This is a genomic window from Pseudonocardia sp. ICBG601 (assembly GCF_020496245.1).
In genome coordinates this window covers 601135-619741 of sequence record NZ_JAHLJA010000150.1, presented here as the reverse complement: position 1 = coordinate 619741, position 18607 = coordinate 601135, and the positions used below count along the sequence as shown (strand labels likewise).

The following is an 18607-nucleotide window of genomic DNA, read 5'->3' as shown; positions in this document are numbered from 1 at the left end:
CCGCGGCCGGTCAGGAGTTGGGGCCGCGGCGGCGCAGGTAGCGCTCGAAGTCCGCCGCGATGGAGTCCCCGGAGGTCTCGCGCAGCTCGGTGCGGGCCTCCTCGTCGTCGGACTCCGAGGCCTGCTCCTCCAGCTGGCGCACGTACTCGCGGACCTCGTCGTCGGCGTCGGCCATCTCCGAGACGGTCCGCTCCCACTCCTCGGCCTTCTCGGGCAGCACCCCGAGCGGCACCTCGACGTCGAGGGACTCCTCGATCCGGTGCAGCAGCGCGACCGCGGCCTTCGGGACCTGGGCCTGCGAGACGTAGTGCGGCACCTCGGCCCAGTAGGAGACGGCCGGGATGCCGGCCTGAACGCAGGCCTGCTGGAAGACCGCGACGATCCCGGTCGGGCCCTCGTAGTTCGACGGCTCGGTGCCCATCGCCTTCTGCGACTCCGCGTCCCAGGAGGTGCCGTTCACCGGTGTCGGACGGGTGTGCGGGACCTCGGTGAGCAGGGCTCCCAATGTGATGACCTTCGTCACGCCGAGACGCTCCGCGTGGCCCACCAGCTCCGCGCAGAACGTCTTCCAGCGCAGGTTCGGCTCGATCCCGTTCACCAGGACGACATGCCGGTCGGTGCCCGGCAGCGTCGCCCACGACAGCCGCGTGGTCTGCCACTCGATCCGCCGGGTGACGCCGTCGGAGAGCTTGACGTGCGGGCGCGTGACCTGGAAGTCGTAGTACTCCTCGGGATCGATCGAGGTCAGAGGCTTCGCGTCCCAGCTGAGCTCGAGGTGCTCCAGCGCGGTGCTCGCGGCCTCACCGGCGTCGTTCCATCCCTCGAACGCGGCGATGAGGACCGGATCGACCAGCTGCGGAGTGCTGTCGCCACCCGTGATGCTCGGCTCTCGGTCGGTCATCACCCCAGCCTACGACCCCGCGGGCGCGGGGCCGGGTTCCTCCCCCTCTACCAGGTACCGTGGCTGATCGTGTCATCTACGACGGGAGCGGATCACTCGGTGGGCACCTCTGCGCACGACAGCACCCTCCGTCCGGTCGACCCCGAACGGGTCCGGCGGGCGGCGCAGCGTACCGAGCAGCTGACGGAGCTCCTCGGTCGTCGCATCGGTGTGATCGACGGCGCCTGGGGCACCGTCATCCAGGGCCTCGGCCTGACCCCGGAGGACTACTCCGCGGACTGGCTGCACGGCCACCCCAAGGACACCAACGGCGACCCGGACCTGCTCAACCTCACCCGTCCGGACCTGATCCTCCAGGCGCACCGCAACTACTTCGACGCGGGCGCCGACCTGACGACGACCAACACCTTCACCGCGACCACGATCGGCCAGGCGGACTACGGCCTGGAGTCGAAGGTCGACGAGATGAACGTGGCCGCGGCGCGGCTGGCCCGCGAGGCCGCCGACGAGGCCGAGAAGGCCACCGGCGAGCCCAGGTGGGTGGCCGGCTCCATCGGTCCGCTGAACGTCACGCTGTCGCTGTCGCCGAAGGTCGACGACCCCGCCTACCGCGCGGTGACCTACGAGCAGGTCTACGACTCCTACGCCCAGCAGATCGCCGCGCTGGACTCCGGCGGCGTCGACGTCCTGCTGATCGAGACCATCTTCGACACGCTGAACTCGAAGGCCGCGCTGCAGGCCGCGCACGACGTCGCCCCGCACCTTCCGGTGTGGATCTCGGTGACCATCGTCGACCGCTCCGGGCGCACCCTGTCGGGGCAGACCGTCGACGCGTTCTGGACCTCGGTGCGCCACGCCGCGCCGCTCGTCGTCGGGCTGAACTGCGCGCTGGGCGCCGACGAGATGCGCCCGCACGCCGTCGCGCTCGCCGAGATCAGCGACGCGTTCGTCGCCACCTACCCCAACGCGGGCCTGCCGAACGCCTTCGGTGGCTACGACGAGACCCCCGAGCAGACCGCGGACTTCCTCAAGGAGTTCGCCGAGTCCGGGCTGGTCAACATCGTCGGCGGCTGCTGCGGCACCGGCCCGGAGCACATCCGCCACATCGCCGACCGGGTCAAGGGGCTGCCGCCGCGGGTGCCGACCGAGGCCCCGCGGCGCACCCGCTTCTCCGGCCTGGAGCGCTTCGAGATCGGCCCCGACACCGGTTTCGTGATGATCGGTGAGCGGACCAACGTCACCGGCTCCAAGCGGTTCCGCAGGCTCATCGAGTCCCAGGACTACAACGGCGCGCTCGACGTCGCGCTGGACATGGTCCGCGGCGGCGCGAACATGCTCGACGTCAACATGGACGCCGACCTGCTCGAGTCCGCCGACGAGATGCGCACCTTCCTCAACCTGCTGGCCACCGAGCCCGAGGTCGCCCGGCTGCCGATCATGATCGACAGCTCGCGGTGGTCGGTGATCGAGGCGGGCCTGCAGTGCGTGCAGGGCAAGGGCGTCGTCAACTCGATCAGCCTCAAGGAGGGCGAGGAGCCCTTCCTGGAGCAGGCCCGCAAGGTCAAGGCCTACGGCGCGGGCGTCGTGGTCATGGCCTTCGACGAGACCGGCCAGGCCGACACCGCCGACCGCAAGGTCGAGATCTGCGGCCGCGCCTACGACCTGCTCGTCGAGAAGGCCGGGCTCGACCCGCACGACATCATCTTCGACCCGAACATCCTCGCCATCGCCACCGGCATGGAGGAGCACAACGACTACGCGAAGGACTTCATCGAGGCCTGCCCCCGGATCAAGGAGCGCTGCCCCGGCGCCCACATCTCCGGTGGTGTCTCGAACCTGTCCTTCGCCTTCCGCGGCAACAACGTCGTCCGCGAGGCCATGGACTCGGCCTTCCTGTTCCACGCCATCAAGGCCGGCCTGGACATGGGCATCGTCAACGCCGGCCAGCTCGCGGTCTACCAGGACATCCCGGCCGACCTGCTCGAGATGGTCGAGGACGTCCTGTTCAACCGCCGCCCCGACGCCACCGACCGGCTCGTGGAGAACGCCGACCGGTTCAAGGGCGAGGGCACCCAGCGCAAGGTCGACCTGTCCTGGCGGGAGGCCGACGTCCGCGCCCGCCTGTCGCACGCGCTCGTGCACGGCATCGTCGACTTCGTCGAGGCCGACACCGAGGAGGCCCGCGCGCAGGCCGCGCGGCCGCTCGACGTCATCGAGGGCCCGCTGATGGACGGCATGAAGGTCGTCGGCGACCTGTTCGGCGACGGCAAGATGTTCCTGCCCCAGGTCGTGAAGTCCGCCCGCGTGATGAAGCGCGCCGTCGCCTACCTCGAGCCCTTCATGGAGAAGGAGAAGGAGGAGGCCAAGGCCCGCGGCGAGATCGACGCCCGCGGCCACGGCAAGGTCGTCATGGCCACGGTCAAGGGCGACGTGCACGACATCGGCAAGAACATCGTCGGGGTCGTGCTGGGCTGCAACAGCTACGAGGTCATCGACCTCGGCGTGATGGTGCCCGCGCAGACCATCCTCGACACCGCCGTCGCCGAGGGCGCCGACGTCGTCGGGCTGTCCGGCCTCATCACCCCCTCGCTCGACGAGATGGTGAACGTGGCCACCGAGATGGAGCGGCGCGGCCTGAAGCTGCCGCTGCTCATCGGCGGCGCCACGACCTCCCGCCAGCACACCGCGGTGAAGATCGCCCAGCAGTACCAGGGCGACGTCCTGCACGTCATCGACGCCTCCCGGGTCGTCGGGGTCGTGTCCGACCTGCTCGACGACGACCGCGCCGAGGCCCTGTCCCAGCGCAACGAGGCCGACCAGCAGCGGCTGCGCGAGCAGCACGAGGGACGGCAGGCCAAGCCGCTGCTGCCCTTCGCCGACGCCGTCGCCAACCGCGAGAGCATCGACTTCGGCGAGCTGCCCGTCCCGGAGTTCACCGGGGTCCGGCCGTGCGAGCCGACGATCGCCGAGCTCCGCGAGCTGATCGACTGGCAGTTCCTGTTCCTGGCCTGGGAGCTGAAGGGCAAGTTCCCGCAGATCCTGAACTCGCCGGTCGCCAAGGAGCTCTACGACGACGCCAACGCGATGCTCGACCAGATCATCGCCGAGGACCGGTTCACCGCCCGCGGCGTCTACGGCTTCTGGCCGGCCCGCGCCGAGGGCGAGGACATCGTGATCTCACCCGACGGCGGTGACGTGCGGCTGCCGATGCTGCGCCAGCAGACGGTCAAGCCGCAGGGGCGGGCCAACCGCAGCCTCGCCGACTACGTGGCGCCCGCCGGGGACCACCTCGGCGCGTTCGCGGTGTCCATCCACGGCGCCGAGGACATGGCGAAGGAGTTCGAGACCGCGCTCGACGACTACAAGGCGATCATGGTGAAGGCGCTGGCCGACCGGCTCGCCGAGGCCTTCGCCGAGTACGCCCACCGGCAGGCCCGCCGCGAGTGGTTCGAGCCCGACGCGAACCAGGCCGTCGAGGACCTGCACGCCGAGCGGTTCCGGGGCATCCGGCCCGCGTTCGGCTACCCGGCCTGCCCGGACCACACGCTCAAGCGGCCGCTGTTCGACCTGCTGGGCGCCGAGGAGACCGGCGTGGGGCTCACCGAGTCCTTCGCCATGACCCCGGCGGCCGCGGTCAGCGGCATGATGTTCGCCCACCCGGAGTCGCGGTACTTCACCGTCGGCCGGATCGGGCCCGACCAGGTCGCCGACTACGCCGGCCGGCTCGGCGTGGACGTCGCCGTCGTCGAGAAGTGGCTGCGCCCGAACCTGGGGTACACCCCCGATGCCTGAGCCGACGACGACCCGGCCCGCGGGCGTGCTGCTGGACATGGACGGCACCCTGATCGACTCGGAGAAGGTGTGGGAGGTCGCCCTCAACGACCTCATGAAGCACCTCGGCGCCCCGGAGCTGAGCCTCGAGGCCCGGCTGGAGTCCGTCGGCGGCTCGCTCGACTCGTCGCTGCGGATCTGCTTCCGGGAGGCCGGGCGCGACCCCGACACGATCCCCGCCGACGAGTACCGGGAGACCGGCGAGTGGCTCTACGACCGCGCCGGGGAGCTGTTCTCCCACGGCGTGCCGTGGCGGCCCGGCGCCCGGGAGCTGCTCGGCGCCCTGCGCGAGGCGGGCATCCCGGCCGTGCTCGTCACCAACACCATCCGGGTGCTGGTGGAGCGGGCGCTGGAGACCCTGGGCCGGGAGCACTTCACCGCCGTCGTGCCCGGCGACGAGGTGCGCGAGCCCAAGCCGCAGCCCGAGCCCTACCGGCGCGGCGCCGAGCTGCTCGGGGTCGACCCGGGCGACTGCGTCGCGGTGGAGGACTCGCCGACGGGTGCGCTGTCGGCCGAGCGGGCCGGCTGCGCGGTGCTGGTGGTGCCCTGCGAGCTCGACGTGCCCGCCGGTCCGCGCCGGGTGCTGCGCGAGACCCTCGCCGGGATCGGGCCGGCCGAGCTCGGGGCGGTCCTCGCGGAGGTCCGGGCCCGCTGAACGGCCCAACGGCCGGTGTGAGCGGGCCGTTCGCGGCGACGAGCGGCACCTCGACCTGGTCTTGCTCACTCCGGGTGAACCATCCGGCGCGGTCCGTTGCCCACACGGCTTACCGCCCCGGATGCGCCCGGCGTGCGGCGTGGGTCACCGTTCACACTGGTACCCGTGAAGACATTCGACGACTTGTTCGCCGAGCTGCAGGCCAAGGCCCAGGAGCGGCCGGCCGGTTCGGGAACCGTCGCCGCGCTGGACGCCGGGGTGCACGCCCAGGGCAAGAAGGTGCTCGAGGAGGCCGGTGAGGTCTGGATCGCCGCCGAGTACCAGGGCGACGACGAGCTGGCGGAGGAGATCTCGCAGCTGCTGTACCGGCTGCAGGTGATCATGCTCCAGCGGGGGCTCACCCTCGAGGACGTGTACAAGCATCTGTAGGTCGACCCGACCCACCGACACCACCACCGACGACGACCGTCAGGAGAGCGGAAATGCTCCGCGTGGCACTGCCGAACAAGGGCACCCTGGCCGAGCCCGCCGCGACGATGATGCGCGAGGCGGGGTACCGCCAGCGGACCGACTCACGCGACCTCAGCGTGGTCGACGACGAGAACGAGATCGAGTTCTTCTACCTGCGGCCCAAGGACATCGCGACCTACGTCGGCAAGGGTGACCTGCATCTGGGCGTCACCGGCTTCGACCTCATGGAGGAGTCGGGCAGCCAGACCCAGGAGATCATCCCGCTCGGCTTCGGCAAGTCGCGGTTCCACTTCGCGGCCCCGGCCGACGCCGACTGGAAGATCGAGGACCTCGACGGCCGCAAGATCGCGACGTCCTACCCCCGCCTGGTCCGCTCGTACCTGTCCGGCAAGCGGATCGGCGCGGAGATCGTGAAGCTCGACGGCGCGGTGGAGATCTCCATCCAGCTGGGTCTGGCCGACGCGATCGCCGACGTCGTGTCCTCCGGGCGCACGCTGCGCCAGCACGGTCTGCAGATCATCGGCGAGGCCATCGCCACCTCGCAGGCCACGCTCATCGAGCGGGAGAAGCGGCACGACCGCGCCGAGGACGCCGAGACCACCCGCCTGAAGAAGGTCTTCGCCGACCGGCTGCAGGGCGTCGTCGTGGCCCGCGAGTACCTGATGATGGACTTCGACTGCCCGGAGGGGCTGCTGGAGGCCGTGGAGAAGGTCGCGCCGGGCCTGCAGGCGCCGACGGTCTCGCCGCTGTCGAAGAAGGGCTGGGTCGCGGTCCGCACGATGGTGCGCACCAAGGACACGAACCGCGTGATGGACAAGCTCGCCGACATCGGCGCCACCGCGATCCTCACCTCGGAGATCCGGTCCTGCCGCGCGATGACGGTCAACGGCCACGGCCACTGAGCCCACCCCGTCCGACGTCCGTTCCCCCCACGGCGGCCCGCCCCCGGTGACTCCGGTGGCGGGCCGCCGTCGCGTCGCCCGGGCGGTGCCGCCGTACGGCTAGCGGGCCCGGACGGTCAGGGACTGGGCGATCCGGCCGGTGTGCCCGTCGTCGTCGAACAGGGTGGCCGAGCAGGTGCCCAGCCCGTCCGGCCCGACGACGGTCGCGGCGTCCACGCCGATCCACTCGCCGGCCGGGGCCCGGTGCAGGTGCACCGTCAGCTCGGTGTTGACGAACAGCCAGCGCGTCACGTCCAGCGGTGCGGCGAGCCCGTTCGCACAGTCCGCGGCGACCATCAGCCGCTGCGCCGGGCTCGGCTCCTCGCCCTCGACGAGCGGGACCCGCATGCGGATCCAGCCGCGCCCCGGGCCTTCGTCGCCGAGGCGGCCCCCGTCGAGCCAGGCCCACTCGATCGCGTCGAGGAACCCGGGCAGCCAGCCGTCCGGCCGCTCGGTGCGCACGACGGCGGCGTCCCGCCCGGGCAGCGCGGCCGCCTGCCCCTGCGCGACGACGGCGGTGTCGGACGCGGCGAGCCGCCAGGCCCGGGCCCGGAGCACGTCCCGGTCACCGGCGCGCATCGTCGCCGACAGCAGCTCGATCGTCCGCCCGGGCCGCTCGACGCCCGCGGTGACCGTGACCGGCCCGGCGGGCACCGCCCCGAGCACCTCGACGGTGACGCGGGCGATCCGCCACCCGGCCTCGGCGCCGCCGGGGCGGGACTCGGGCAGCCGTTCGAGGGCGCGGACCAGCAGCGCCGAGGGCGGGCCCATGTGCTGGGCGTCGGCGAACCAGGGGCCGGTCGTCGACGGCGTCGCCTCGAACGCGGCGTGGGTGACGCCGTCGGCGGTCTGCTCGCCGCGGGGCAGGTAGAACGGGCCGGGCGGGATCGGGGGCGGTGCGCTCACCCGTCGATCATGCCGCGCCGCCCGGCCAGCCGGGGTAGGGCGGGGGAGTGCCGCCCCAGGCGGGGCAGTGGGCCTTGTGGTCGCAGGTGCGGCAGGCCGGGCCGGTGCGGGGCCGGAAGTCCCCGGTGGGGGCGGCGAGCCGGATGGCGGTCCACACCGCCTCGAGCAGGCGCCCGAAGCGGGTGAGCTCCTCGGCGTCGGGCCGGTAGGTCAGGGCGGTGCCGTCGGCCAGGTAGAGCAGGCGCAGCTCGTCGGGGACGCGGCCGTGGGTCAGCAGGACGGCCAGCGCGTAGAACTTGAGCTGGAACAGCACGCCGGACTCGTAGCCCTCGCCGGGCGTCGCGCCGGTCTTGTAGTCGACCACCCGCAGCCCGTCGGGGCCGTCGTCGAGCCGGTCCAGGATGCCGCGCAGCGGCACCGGCGCCGCGCCGCCGGCACCGGGCAGGGTCGCCTCGATGCGGGCCTCCACCGCCGTCGCGGTGACGCCGGCCGGGTCCTCCAGCGCGAAGTAGCGGTCGAGCAGCGCCGAGGCCGAGTCCAGCCAGAGCGCGAGCTGCGGGTCCTCCGGGCAGGTGAACAGCGCTGCCGCGGCGGGCTCGGCGGCGGCGAGGTCGTCCCAGCAGGGGCCGAGCAGCTCCCGGGCGGCCTGTGGGGTCCGGTCGGCCGGGTCCCGCGCGAACAGCTGCTCCAGCACGGCGTGCACCAGGGTGCCGCGGACCTGCGCCCGCGACGGCGGCTCCGGCAGCCGGTCGACCGCGCGGAACCGGTAGAGCAGCGGGCAGCGGCGGAAGTCCGCCGCCCGCGACGGTGACAGCGCGGGCGGCCGCGGCGGAGCCGCGACCGGTGCGGGGACGACCGCGGGGCCCGGTGCGGCCGGGTCCGGGCCGGGCTCGTCGGCGGGGGCTGCGGTCATGGCGGCAGGCTAGCCGCGACCCCCGACGGTTCCGGGCGCCGCGGGGGAGCCCACGTGCCCCGGCGTCGGGGCCGGGGGTGCGCGCGGATAGCGTCTTCGCCCGTGCACGACGCCCCGACGCCCGACGCGCCGACCGAGTCCGCGCCCCTCGACACCCCGCAGGCCGAGGAGCCCGTCGACGCGGCGCCCGTCGACGCGGCGATCATCGACGCGGAGATCATCGACACCGTCCCCTCCGCCGACGAGCCGGCCGAGCCCGAGCCGGCCACCTGGGTGCCCCCGCGCCGCGGCGGGCCGTTCCGCGAGGGCGACCGGGTGCAGCTCACCGACCCCAAGGGCCGCCGCTACACCGTCGTCCTGCAGGCCGGCGGGGCGTACCACACCCACCGCGGCCAGATCGACCACGACGACATCATCGGCTCGCCCGAGGGCGGGCTCGTGCACTCGGCGGCGAACACGCCGTACCTGACCATGCGCCCCCGCCTGGCCGACTACGTGCTGTCGATGCCCCGCGGCGCCCAGGTGATCTACCCCAAGGACTCCGCGCAGATCCTCATGTGGGGCGACGTGTTCCCCGGCGCGCGGGTGCTGGAGGCCGGCGCCGGGTCCGGTGCGCTGACCTGCTCGCTGCTGCAGGCCGTCGGGCCGACCGGCAAGGTGATCTCCTACGAGGTCCGCGACGACCACGCCCCGCACGCGGTCACCAACGTCGAGACCTTCTTCGGCCACCGGCCCCCGCACTGGGAGCTGACCGTCGGTGACGTCAGGCAGCACCGCGGCGAGGTCGACCGGGTCGTGCTGGACATGCTCTCGCCGTGGGACGTGCTCGACACCGTCCGCGACTGCCTGGTGCCGGGCGGGATCCTCGTCGGCTACGTCGCGACCACCACCCAGCTGTCGGTGCTCACCGAGGCGCTGCGCGAGATGCAGTGCTGGACCGAGCCCGAGTCCTGGGAGGCGATGGTCCGCCCCTGGCACGTGGTGGGTCTGGCCGTCCGTCCGGAGCATCGGATGATCGCCCATACGGCCTTCCTCCTGACCACCCGGCGGCTCGCCGACGGCGTCACGCCGCCCCGGCAGCAGCGCCGGCCGACCGGCCGCTGAACTCGGGCGTTCTGTCCGGTTTCGACCGGATCACGACCGCGACGCGCCCGAGCGCGGAACGAGAACGTTACGAACTACCCTCCGTGTGGACGTGGCGGTGACGCCCGTGAAGCCGCAGAGTGACCACATGGTGCCGACCGGCTGAGGCCCGGATCACCGGTTCGACGCACCGTCGCGGTCACCCGTCACGGGTACCGTGGTGAGACGGAACACGGAGGGAGGCTGCCGTGAACCACCCCTACGACGACGGTCCCGGCAACCAGGGTTTCCAGTCTGACCGCGACCTCAGCCCCGCTGAGGCCGCCGAGCACATCCGTCACCTCGAGCACGAGATCTCCACGCTGCGTCAACGGCTGACCGAGACGCCCCGGCACGCCCGAGTGCTGGAACAGCGTCTCGCCGAGACCACGAGCCGGCTCTCCGCGCTCAACGCTCGGAACGAGAAGCTGACCGAGACCCTCAAGGAGGCCCGCGGCCAGCTGGTCGCGCTCCGCGAGGAGGTCGACCGGCTCGCGCAGCCGCCGTCCGGCTACGGGGTCTTCCTCGGCCGGTACGACGACGACACGGTCGACGTCTTCACCTCCGGCCGCCGGATGCGGGTCCCCGTGTCCCCGGCGGTCGAGGGCGAGACGCTGCGCAGCGGCCAGTCCGTCCGGCTCAACGAGGCGCTCACCGTGGTCGAGGCCATGGGCTTCGAGCAGGTCGGTGACCTCTACTCGCTGCGGGAGATCATCTCCCGTCCGGGTGAGGACGGCTCGGCCGGTCGCGGCCTGGTCGTCGGCCACTCCGACGAGGAGCGGGTCGTCTGGCTGGCGGCGCCGCTGTTCGAGCTCGGACAGGAGGAGGGCACCAGCCCGCTCAAGTCCGGCGACTCGGTCATGGTCGACTCGCGGGCGGGCTACGCCTACGAACGGGTCGCCAAGGCCGAGGTCGAGGACCTCGTGCTCGAGGAGGTCCCGGACATCGCCTACTCCGACATCGGCGGCCTGTCCCGGCAGATCGAGCAGATCCAGGACGCGGTCGAGCTGCCGTTCCTGCACACCGAGCTGTTCACCCAGTACGAGCTGCGCCCGCCCAAGGGCGTGCTGCTCTACGGGCCGCCCGGCTGCGGGAAGACGCTCATCGCGAAGGCCGTCGCGAACTCGCTGGCGAAGAAGATCGCCAAGCAGCGGGGCGACGACCCGGACGAGGGGCGCGCGTTCTTCCTCAACATCAAGGGCCCCGAGCTGCTCAACAAGTTCGTCGGCGAGACCGAGCGGCACATCCGGCTGATCTTCCAGCGCGCGCGGGAGAAGGCGAGCGCCGGCACCCCGGTGATCGTGTTCTTCGACGAGATGGACTCGATCTTCCGGACCCGTGGCTCGGGTGTGTCCTCCGACGTGGAGACGACGATCGTCCCCCAGCTCCTCGCCGAGATCGACGGCGTCGAGGGCCTGGAGAACGTCATCGTCATCGGTGCCTCGAACCGTGAGGACATGATCGACCCGGCGATCCTGCGGCCGGGCCGGCTCGACGTGAAGATCAAGATCGAGCGTCCGGACGCCGAGGGCGCGAAGGACATCTTCTCGAAGTACCTGACCGAGACGCTGCCCATCCACGCCGACGACGTCGCCGAGTTCGGCGGCAGCCGCAAGGCCTGCGTGGACGGGATGATCCAGCGGATCACCGAGCGGATGTACGACGAGTCCGAGGAGAACCGGTTCCTGGAGGTCACCTACGCCAACGGCGACAAGGAGACGCTCTACTTCAAGGACTTCAACTCCGGCGCGATGATCCAGAACATCGTCGACCGCGGGAAGAAGTCCGCGATCAAGGCGGTGCTCGAGTCCGGCCAGCCTGGCCTGCGGGTCCAGCACCTGCTGGACGCGATCGTCGACGAGTTCGCCGAGAACGAGGACCTCCCGAACACGACCAACCCCGACGACTGGGCGCGGATCTCGGGCAAGAAGGGGGAGCGGATCGTCTACATCCGCACCCTGGTCACCGGCAAGAACGACGCCACCGGCCGCGCGATCGACACCGCGTCGAACACCGGCCAGTACCTGTAGACACGCTCCGCACGCACGGGCCCCGCCGCATCCCGCGGCGGGGCCCGTCGTGTGTCCGGGGATCGTCACCCGGTGGAATGATGTCCGGACGAAACGGGCATCCTGTGCACGGAGCCGTGCACGTCCGTGTCGCGGCCCGCCACCACGGAGGTCGTCATGGCCGGCATCATCGGGCGCATCAGCGCATTCCTGAAGAGCCCGCAGGGGCGTCGCTACAGCGACCAGGCCAAGCGCATGGCGAGCGACCCGCGCAACCGGCAGCGGGCGCAGGACATGCTGCGGCGCTTCCGCGGCAAGCGCTGACCGGTGTCCGATCCGTTCACGACGGCGCCCGCACCGGGCCCCTAGCGTCGCCGCCATGGACACCTCGATCGGCGCCGAGCTCGACATGATCGGCATCGTGGTCACCGACATGACCCGCTCGCTGGCCTTCTACCGCCTGCTGGGGCTGGAGTTCCCCGAGGGCTCCGAGACCGAGGCGCACGTGGAGACCACGCTGCGCGGCGGCCTGCGCCTGGCCCTGGACCTGCAGTCGATGGTGGAGGGCTTCCACCCGGGCGTCGCCCCGGACGGCCACGGCCGGGTCGGGCTGGCGTTCCGGCTGCCCACCGCCGCGGCCGTCGACGACGCCTGGCGCCGGGTCACCGCGGCCGGCCACACCTCGGTGCTGGACCCGTTCGACGCGCCGTGGGGGCAGCGCTACGCCACCGTCGCCGACCCCGACGGCTCGTCGCTGGACCTGTTCGCCTGGACCTGACCCCGCACACGTTCCCCCGACCTCGCAGCCCCCGCAGTGGCTGCGAGGCCGGGGGACTCCGTGCGAGGTGCGAGCGACGCAGGCGACACACCGGCGAGGGCGCGGACCTCGCGGGACAGGTGGGGCTGGTCGGCGTAGCCGGTGCGGGCGGCGACCGCGGCCGGGGCGACGCCGTCGTACAGCAGCGCGGCCGCGGCCCGGAAGCGCAGCACCCGCCGTGCGACGGCCGGTCCGTACCCGAGGGTGGCGACGCAGCGCCGGTGCAGGGTGCGACCGGTGACGCCGAGCCGGTCGGCCAGCTCCGCGGCGGGCATGCCCCCGGCCAGGGCGCGCAGCGCGGGCTGGGGGAGCGAGGCGGGAGTCCGGTCGTCCCCGGCCGCCGCGTGCAGGGCGAGGGCGAGTCGGGCGAGCCACGCGGCGTCGCCGGTGTCTCCGCTGTCGTCGCCGTCGGCCGGGGCGGGCCGGAGGAGCCGGCGCCGGCCGGGGTCGAGCACGTCGGCGAGCGGGACGCGGCGGTCGCGCAGCGCGTCGGCGGGGACGCCCAGCAGGGCCGGGAGGGCACCGGGGCGGAAGCGCAGGCCGGTGGTCACGCCGCCCGCGGGCGAGCCGGCGAGGTGCGCCGTGGTGTCGGGGCCCGCGACGACCGCCTCGCCGCCGGACAGGAGCAGGTCCATGCAGCCGTCGGGGAGCACCCGCTGGGTGTGCGGCGCGGTCCCGGTGTGCGCCCGCCAGGCCACCTCGACGACCGCGCGCAGCGGCCCGGCGGGGGGCGTCTCGGCGTAGCTGCGCACCGCGCCAGCCTACGGACGCGGGACGGCCCCGGTGCCGGCGTCGCCGGTCCGGGGCCGTGGCCGCGTGCGCAGGGTCAGGAGGCGCGCAGGACCGCCTCGATCTCCAGCTGCACGTTCACCTTCTCGCTGACGACGACGCCGCCGCCGTCCATCGGCAGCTCGATGTCGACACCGAACTCCGAGCGCTTGATGGTGGTCGTGGCGGTGAAGCCGGAGCGGGTGCCGCCGTAGGGGTCCGGGCCGAAGCCGTTGAGCTCGAGGTCGAACTCGACCGGCCTGGTGACGCCCTTGATCGTGAGGTCACCGGTGAGGACGTGGTCGTCACCCTTCGCGGCGATGCCGGTGGACCGGAAGGTCCACTCCGGGTACTTCTCGACATCGAAGAAGTCGGCGGAGCGGATGTGGCCGTCGCGCTGGTCCTGGCCGGTGGTGAGGGAGGTGGCGTCGACGGTCGCGGTGACGGTGGAGTCCTCGAACTTCTCCGCGGTGACGAGCTCGCCCGAGACGCCGGTGAAGCGCCCGCGCACCTTGCTGACCATCATGTGACGGACGGAGAACGAGACGTCGGAGTGCGCGGCGTCGATGTCCCAGGTGCCGACGACGTAGCCGGGGATCGTGGTGGCTGTGGTCATGATGTCTCCTCGGGAGATAGTTGAACTTTCACTTGTTGAGAGCGATACTAGGGACAACCAGGGTAACGCTCAAATGTTTCGGAGGGTGCTGTGGGTCACACACGCTGGCTCGACGACGAGGAGCAGCGGACGTGGCGGGCGTTCCTCGCCGCGCAGCGGCTGGTGTCGGACAAGGTCGAGCGACGACTGCAGTCCGGGGCCGGGATGCCCCAGGCGTACTACGAGATCCTGGTCCGGCTCTCCGAGGCGCCGGAGCGCACGCTGCGGATGAGCGCGCTGGCCGACTGCGCGCTGTCCTCGCGCAGCCGGGTCTCGCACGCGGTGGCCCGGATGGAGGAGGCCGGCTGGGTCGAGCGGCGGTCGTGCCCCACCGACCGGCGGGGCCAGCTCGCCCGGCTCACCGACCGAGGGTTCGAGGTGCTGGCCGCGGCGGCGCCGGACCACGTCGAGAGCGTGCGCGAGGCGGTGTTCGACGGCCTGACCCCGGCCCAGCAGGCGGGGCTGCGCGAGGCGTGCGAGGCGGTCGTGGCGCACCTGTCCGACAGCGGGCAGTGGCCGGTGACCGGGGACTCGGGACCGGACGGCCCGGACCCGGCCCAGGCGTCCTAGGCTGGGCACATGCCTCATTTCGACGTCGTCGTACTCGGAGCCGGACCCGGTGGATACGTGGCGGCCATCCGTGCTGCCCAGCTCGGCCGCAGTGTGGCGGTGATCGAGGAGAAGTACTGGGGCGGTGTCTGCCTCAACGTGGGCTGCATCCCCTCCAAGGCGCTGCTGCGCAACGCCGAGATCGCCCACATCGTCACCAAGGAGCAGAAGACCTTCGGTCTGTCCGGTGAGGTGTCGCTCGACTTCGGCGCCGCCTTCGACCGCAGCCGTTCGGTCGCGGACGGGCGCGTCAAGGGCGTGCACTTCCTGATGAAGAAGAACAAGATCACCGAGCTCGACGGGTTCGGCCGGTTCACCAAGCCGGGCGAGATCGAGGTCGAGCTGTCGAAGGGCGGCAACGAGACCGTCACCTACGACGACGTGATCATCGCCGCGGGATCCACGGTCAAGCTGCTGCCGGGCACCGAGCTGTCCGACCGCGTCGTGACCTACGAGGAGCAGATCCTCACCCGCGAGCTGCCGGAGAGCGTGATCATCGCCGGCGCCGGTGCGATCGGTGTCGAGTTCGCGTTCGTGCTGGCCAACTACGGCGTCGACGTCACCATCGTCGAGTACCTGGACCGCCTGCTCCCGCTCGAGGACGCGGACGTGTCCAAGGAGCTGGCGAAGGCCTACAAGAAGCTCGGCGTCACGGTGCGGACCTCGACCAAGGTCGAGTCCATCACCGACGACGGCAAGGGCGTCACCGTCTCGGTCTCGTCGTCCAAGGGCAGCGAGGAGCTGCGCGCGGACAAGGTCGTGCAGGCCATCGGCTTCGCGCCGCGGGTGGACGGCTACGGCCTGGACAAGCTCGGGGTGAACCTCACCGAGCGCGGCGCCATCGAGATCGACGACTACATGCGCACCAGCGTGGAGCACGTCTACGCGATCGGTGACGTCACCGCGAAGCTCATGCTCGCCCACGTCGCCGAGGCGCAGGGCATCGTCGCCGCCGAGACCCTGGCGGGCGCCGAGACCCAGGAGCTGAACTACAAGATGATGCCGCGCGCGACCTTCTGCAACCCGCAGGTCGCGTCGTTCGGCTACACCGAGGCCGAGGCCCGCGAGCTGGCCGACGAGAAGGGCTGGAAGGTCAACACCGCGACCTTCCCGTTCACCGCGAACGGCAAGGCGCACGGCATGGCCGAGCCCGCCGGCTTCGTCAAGCTGATCGCCGACGACACCTACGGCGAGCTGCTGGGCGGGCACATCATCGGCGCCGAGGCGACCGAGCTGCTGCCCGAGCTGACCCTGGCCCAGAAGTGGGACCTGACCGTCCACGAGATGGCGCGCAACGTGCACGCGCACCCGACCCTGTCGGAGTGCCTGCAGGAGGCGATCCACGGCCTGGCCGGCCACATGATCAACTTCTGATCACGGCCGCGACGGGCCCGCATCCCACCCGGGGTGCGGGCCCGTCGTCGTGGCGGGGTCAGGAGCTCCGGGAGTCCGGCTCGCGGCGGGCGGTGTGCTCGCGACGCGTGGTGGAGCCCGCGGCGGCGCGCTGCTCGTGGCGCTCGGCGGCCAGTGCCGCCTCCACCGCGGCCTGCACGGCGGCGGTGTTGACGTCGGGATCGATCAGCCTGGCGGCGGCGAGGGAACGGGCCGAGACCGAGATGCTGACCATGGGTGACTCCTGGAACTGTCGCGTGGTGGGCGTGGTGGTCCGTCGGGGAGGCCCCACGCTGGGCCCTTCCCGGGGTGGCGTCGCGCGACCCGCCCGGTGTTGACCGATTCAGGTACCGATGTGGGTGACGTATGTTACCCACTGGTAAACGCGCTGGCCCGAGGACCTTAACGGACGAGGTCGGCCAGCAGCAGGCGGGTGACGTACAGGCCGTCGGGGACCCAGGGCCGGTCCGGCGCGCCGATCCGGGCCGTCAGCTCGTCGAGGGTCCACCAGCCGCCCTCGGCCACCTCCGAGGGCTGGTGGGTCACCGGGCCGTCGGAGAAGGCGCGGTAGACGTGCACGTGGGCCCGCAGCCCGTCCGGGCCGGTGCCGGGCCCGGTGTCGACACCCAGCGCGGCGGCGTCGAAGGGGACCACGGCCAGCTTCTCCAGCGGCACGCCGGTGACCCCGAGCTCCTCGCCCAGCTCGCGGGCGGCGCACGCGTCGGGGGTCTCGCCCTCGTCGAGGACCCCGCCGGCGAGGCAGTCCCACATCCCGGCCATGACCAGCTTGGTGTCGGTGCGCCGGTGCACGTAGGCCCGCGTCCCGTCGGCGGAGCGGAGCAGGATCGCCGTCGTGGCGTGCCACAGCGAGCGCGCGTAGACCTCGCCGCGCTCGGCGACGCCGGTGGGCGTGCCCCCGGCGTCGAAGACGGTCAGGCGCTCACATGCGGGATCGGTCACGCCACGATGATCCCGCCGGGCCGCAGTGCGCCCCGGGTGGGGGCGCGGACGGTTAGTCTCGTGCAATGCACTCTCGCGCAGGGGGCCGGTCGTGACGGCCCGCCGGATCATGGGCACCGAGGTGGAGTACGGCATCGCCGTGCCGGGTGACCCCACCGCGAACCCCGTCGTCACCTCGACGCAGGTGGTGCTGGCCTACGCCGCCGCGGCGGACGTGCCCCGCAACCGCCGGGCGCGCTGGGACTACGAGGTGGAGTCGCCGCTGCGCGACGCCCGGGGGTTCGACCTGTCGGCACCGTCGCTGGCGCCGCAGCTCGACACCGACCTCGACGACCTCGGCGCGGCGAACGTCATCCTCACCAACGGCGCCCGGTTCTACGTCGACCACGCCCACCCGGAGTACTCCACGCCCGAGGTCCTGTCCCCGCGCGACATCGTGACCTGGGACAAGGCCGGCGAGCGGATCATGCTGGAGGCGGCGAACCGCGCGGCCACCGTGCCGGGCGCGCCGCGGATGCAGCTCTACAAGAACAACGTCGACGGCAAGGGCGCCAGCTACGGCTCCCACGAGAACTACCTGATGGCCCGCACGACGACGTTCCCGTCGATCGTCACCGGCCTCACCCCGTTCTTCGTGACCCGCCAGGTCGTCTGCGGCGCCGGCCGGGTCGGCCTCGGCCAGCAGGGCGACGAGGCCGGCTACCAGATCGCCCAACGCTCGGACTACGTCGAGGTCGAGGTCGGCCTGGAGACCACGCTCAAGCGCGGCATCATCAACACCCGCGACGAGCCGCACGCCGACGCCGACAAGTACCGCCGCCTGCACGTCATCATCGGCGACGCGAACCTGTCCGAGATCTCGACGCTGCTCAAGGTCGGCACCACGGCGCTGGTCCTCGACATGATCGAGAAGGGGCGCTCGTTCGAGGACCTGCGCCTGGCCGAGCCGGTGAAGTCGGTCTCGCGGATCAGCCACGACCCGACGCTGCAGCGGACCGTCCCGCTGGCCGACGGCCGTCACCTCACCGCGGTGCAGATCCAGCAGGAGTACCTGGCCCGCGCGGTCGAGCACATGGAGCAGACCGTCTCCCCGCGCCGCGAGGAGTGGGACCCCGACACCCGCGAGGTCGTCGAGGAGTGGGAGTCGGTGCTGGTCGACCTGGAGCGCGACCCGATGCTGACCGCCGACCGGCTCGACTGGACGGCCAAGCTCAAGCTGCTCGAGGCCTACCGCGAGCGCGACGGCCTGACCTGGGCGTCGGGCCGGCTCGGGATGGTCGACCTGCAGTACTCCGACGTGCGGCTGGCCAAGGGCCTCTACAACCGGCTCGTCACCCGCGGGTCGATGCGCAGGCTGGTCACCGAGGAGCAGGTCGCCGCGGCGATGACCGAGCCGCCCGAGGACACCCGCGCCTACTTCCGTGGCACCTGCATGGGCCGGTTCCCGGTCGAGGTCGCCGCCGCGTCGTGGGACTCGGTGATCTTCGACCTGGGCCGTGAGTCGCTGGTCCGGATCCCGACGCTGGAGCCGCTGCGCGGTACCCGCAAGCACGTGGGGGAGCTGTTCGAGGCGGTGTCGACGGCCGAGGAGCTGGTCGACAAGCTCACCGCCTCCTGAGCCCGCCCGCCGGGGGAGCGGATCACACGCCGCTGCGCA

18 protein-coding genes are annotated in these 18607 nt (G+C 72.2%); 11 read left to right on the top strand and 7 right to left on the bottom strand.

What is annotated here, in order from left to right:
* Positions 1 to 10: 10 nt before the first annotated feature.
* Entirely contained in the window at positions 11 to 901 is an 891-nt protein-coding gene (locus KPL57_RS48525) for a PAC2 family protein (protein WP_226357200.1), read from the bottom strand.
* A 99-nt stretch (positions 902 to 1000) separates the two neighbouring features.
* On the opposite strand from KPL57_RS48525, the gene metH reads away from it, so the two are divergent.
* The 4 genes from metH to hisG all read left to right on the top strand — a co-directional run bounded on the left by metH (position 1001) and on the right by hisG (position 6760).
* Entirely contained in the window at positions 1001 to 4693 is a 3693-nt protein-coding gene (gene metH, locus KPL57_RS48520) for a methionine synthase (RefSeq protein WP_226357199.1), read from the top strand.
* Entirely contained in the window at positions 4686 to 5387 is a 702-nt protein-coding gene (locus KPL57_RS48515) for an HAD family phosphatase (protein ID WP_226357198.1), read from the top strand. The genes metH and KPL57_RS48515 overlap by 8 nt, the downstream gene beginning before the upstream one ends.
* Before the next feature lie 165 nt (positions 5388 to 5552).
* A complete protein-coding gene (locus KPL57_RS48510) occupies positions 5553 to 5816 on the top strand; it encodes a phosphoribosyl-ATP diphosphatase (RefSeq protein WP_062395155.1) in 264 nt (87 codons plus the stop codon).
* A 53-nt stretch (positions 5817 to 5869) separates the two neighbouring features.
* Entirely contained in the window at positions 5870 to 6760 is an 891-nt protein-coding gene (hisG, locus tag KPL57_RS48505) for an ATP phosphoribosyltransferase (protein WP_100877718.1), read from the top strand.
* A gap of 99 nt (positions 6761 to 6859) precedes the next feature.
* Here the strand turns inward: hisG and KPL57_RS48500 are convergent, their stop codons facing one another.
* The gene (locus KPL57_RS48500) at positions 6860 to 7705 is read right to left on the bottom strand and encodes a thioesterase family protein (protein ID WP_226357197.1); all 846 of its coding nucleotides are present in this window, start codon (positions 7703 to 7705) and stop codon (positions 6860 to 6862) included.
* Positions 7706 to 7712: 7 nt separating this feature from the next.
* Complete coding sequence (locus tag KPL57_RS48495; protein ID WP_226357196.1) at positions 7713 to 8618, bottom strand: PD-(D/E)XK nuclease family protein; 906 nt, start codon at positions 8616 to 8618, stop codon at positions 7713 to 7715.
* A 273-nt stretch (positions 8619 to 8891) separates the two neighbouring features.
* On the opposite strand from KPL57_RS48495, the gene KPL57_RS48490 reads away from it, so the two are divergent.
* The 4 genes from KPL57_RS48490 (at position 8892) to KPL57_RS48475 (ending at position 12527) form a co-directional block, all read left to right on the top strand.
* Positions 8892 to 9722: a tRNA (adenine-N1)-methyltransferase gene (locus KPL57_RS48490; protein WP_073575314.1), complete on the top strand. Its 831-nt coding sequence runs from the start codon at positions 8892 to 8894 to the stop codon at positions 9720 to 9722.
* A 227-nt stretch (positions 9723 to 9949) separates the two neighbouring features.
* Positions 9950 to 11770 carry a proteasome ATPase gene (gene arc, locus KPL57_RS48485; protein ID WP_226357195.1) on the top strand — a complete coding sequence of 607 codons (1821 nt, stop codon included), beginning with the start codon at positions 9950 to 9952 and terminating at the stop codon, positions 11768 to 11770.
* 156 nt (positions 11771 to 11926) lie between these two features.
* Complete coding sequence (locus tag KPL57_RS48480) at positions 11927 to 12073, top strand: hypothetical protein (RefSeq protein ID WP_168172083.1); 147 nt, start codon at positions 11927 to 11929, stop codon at positions 12071 to 12073.
* Positions 12074 to 12128: 55 nt separating this feature from the next.
* Positions 12129 to 12527, top strand: coding sequence for a VOC family protein (locus KPL57_RS48475; protein ID WP_226357194.1), 399 nt, complete (start codon positions 12129 to 12131; stop codon positions 12525 to 12527).
* Here the strand turns inward: KPL57_RS48475 and KPL57_RS70825 are convergent.
* Complete coding sequence (locus tag KPL57_RS70825) at positions 12470 to 13318, bottom strand: helix-turn-helix domain-containing protein (RefSeq protein ID WP_226357193.1); 849 nt, start codon at positions 13316 to 13318, stop codon at positions 12470 to 12472. The two genes, KPL57_RS48475 and KPL57_RS70825, sit on opposite strands and share 58 nt — an antisense overlap.
* Before the next feature lie 74 nt (positions 13319 to 13392).
* Positions 13393 to 13950, bottom strand: a complete 558-nt coding sequence (locus KPL57_RS48465; protein WP_226357192.1) for a YceI family protein — start codon at positions 13948 to 13950, stop codon at positions 13393 to 13395.
* A 90-nt stretch (positions 13951 to 14040) separates the two neighbouring features.
* On the opposite strand from KPL57_RS48465, the gene KPL57_RS48460 reads away from it, so the two are divergent.
* Positions 14041 to 14559, top strand: coding sequence for a MarR family winged helix-turn-helix transcriptional regulator (locus KPL57_RS48460; RefSeq protein WP_226357191.1), 519 nt, complete (start codon positions 14041 to 14043; stop codon positions 14557 to 14559).
* Between the two features lie 9 nt (positions 14560 to 14568).
* A complete protein-coding gene (gene lpdA, locus KPL57_RS48455) occupies positions 14569 to 15972 on the top strand; it encodes a dihydrolipoyl dehydrogenase (protein WP_226357190.1) in 1404 nt (467 codons plus the stop codon).
* Between the two features lie 58 nt (positions 15973 to 16030).
* Here the strand turns inward: lpdA and KPL57_RS48450 are convergent, their stop codons facing one another.
* Both KPL57_RS48450 and KPL57_RS48445 read right to left on the bottom strand, forming a co-directional pair.
* Positions 16031 to 16225 (bottom strand): hypothetical protein, encoded by a 195-nt coding sequence (locus KPL57_RS48450; RefSeq protein WP_226357189.1) that lies wholly within the window; start codon positions 16223 to 16225, stop codon positions 16031 to 16033.
* Between the two features lie 167 nt (positions 16226 to 16392).
* On the bottom strand, positions 16393 to 16950 hold the full coding sequence (locus tag KPL57_RS48445; protein ID WP_226357188.1) for an NUDIX domain-containing protein: 558 nt from the start codon (positions 16948 to 16950) through the stop codon (positions 16393 to 16395).
* Between the two features lie 109 nt (positions 16951 to 17059).
* Here KPL57_RS48445 and dop point away from each other — a divergent pair, with 109 nt between their 5' ends.
* Complete coding sequence (dop, locus tag KPL57_RS48440; protein ID WP_178373948.1) at positions 17060 to 18568, top strand: depupylase/deamidase Dop; 1509 nt, start codon at positions 17060 to 17062, stop codon at positions 18566 to 18568.
* Positions 18569 to 18607 lie beyond the last annotated feature (39 nt).